The sequence below is a fragment of the Fusibacillus kribbianus genome (genome assembly GCF_030053595.1).
GTDB lineage: Bacteria > Bacillota > Clostridia > Lachnospirales > Lachnospiraceae > Lientehia > Lientehia kribbiana.
This window is the reverse complement of the sequence record NZ_JASGBQ010000048.1, coordinates 1-1,620: the sequence shown is the minus strand read 5'-3', so window position 1 is coordinate 1,620 and position 1,620 is coordinate 1. Positions and strand designations below refer to the sequence as shown.

Below are 1,620 nucleotides of genomic sequence, written 5' to 3'. Positions count from 1 at the left end.
CAATGTCAATAAGTTAAGATAGTTTCAAAGAGTGAGTACAGTAAATTTATGTGCTCGCTCTTTTTTTGTAATAAAATCAAAAAACACTTGACAAATCATCCCAAATTTGCGGCGAAGCCACTTAAATATATTTTTATTTAAGGAGGCTCCCTATGATACATGAATCACCTGTAACTTTAAAGAAAAATCTCATCTCCATCATTTCTGATATGCAGTCAGTATCACATTTGTTTGTGAAACAGCCGGGGAAAGATTTTTCCAGAAGACGTAAGGTTTCTTTCTCAGATACTGTCCGATTCCTCTTAAGCATGAATGGAAATACCACCCGTCGGGAATGGATGGAATTCTGGGACTTTCAGCCGGATATGGCTTCTATTCCTGCCTTTTCTCAACAACGTCAAAAATTATTGCCTGATTCTATGGATTTTTTATTCCACACGTTCAATGATTCTTTCACATCCATGGACACGTATCGTGGATACCGTCTGCTTGCCTGTGATGGCTCTGATTTAGCCATTGCTCATAATCCAGAAGATAAAGATACTCATAGACGTCATAACTCTTTGGAACTTAATCAAAAAGGATATAACCAGCTTCATTTGAATGCTTTGTATGATCTGAAAAATCGCATTTATACAGATGTCATTCTTCAACCCGGCCGCTATCCCAATGAAACAGGGGCCCTTATAGACATGATGCAGCGTTCCAAAATCCAGGAACAAGTATTGCTAATCGCAGATCGCGGATATGAAAGTTATAACGTCCTTGCCCATGCACAGGAAAAAGGATGGAAGTTTTTAATCCGCGCAAAAGATCTTGGCAGCCGTGGGATTCTTACGCACTTACCCATACCAGATCATGGAGCTTTCGATTGTACTTTATCGCTGATACTTACACGAAAACAGACAAAAGAAATAAAAAATCAGCCACAGGTCTATCGGTGCCTGACCAATAAAACTTCCTGTGACTTTCTTGATCCAGTGAAAAATCCATTCTATACACTCCATTTTCGTGTTCTTCGATTTCCAATCTCAGAAAACACAATGGAATGTATTATTACAAATTTAGAAGAAGATGCGTTTTCTATGGAAGAAATCAAAAAACTTTATGGCTGGAGATGGGGAATTGAACGTTCTTTCCGGGAACTAAAATATACGATAGGGTTGACAAATTTCCATTCTAAAAAGGTGGAGTATATTCAGCAGGAGATTTTTGCCCGGTTGATTATTTACAACTTTTGTGAACGAATTGTCACTGGCATAGTAATCCAACAAAAGAGCAGGAAATATACTTACCAGATTAATTTCACGGCAGCTGTTCTTATATGCCGGGAATTTCTCCGCAGCCGGATACCCCCACCAGATATAGAAGCATTCATTCAAAAGAATGTTCTTCCTGTGAGAGAAGGGCGAAAGGCTCCGCGAAAAGTCCGTCCCAACTCTGCAGTAAGCTTCCTATATAGGATACCATAGAAAATACGAAAAAGACATAGAATCATGCAGTTAAGTAGGACTGCTTTATTTTCTATGCAAAAAATGGCTGAAAGCAAAAATTCTCACTCTCAGCCATTTGAAATTTCAAACAGGAGTCTCTTGTAATGTCCTTAACTTATTGACATTG

Annotated in this window: 1 protein-coding gene; it reads left to right on the top strand. The window is 38.5% G+C overall.

The window, feature by feature from the left end:
- The first annotated feature begins 152 nt into the window (after positions 1-152).
- A complete protein-coding gene (locus tag QJ036_RS14100) occupies positions 153-1,472 on the top strand; it encodes an IS4 family transposase (RefSeq protein WP_283231974.1) in 1,320 nt (439 codons plus the stop codon).
- Positions 1,473-1,620: the final 148 nt, after the last annotated feature.

Excerpts from the sequence above, each read along its gene's own strand:
- QJ036_RS14100 (WP_283231974.1), top strand. The coding sequence starts at position 153 with ATGATACATGAATCACCTGTAACTTTAAAGAAAAATCTCATCTCCATC.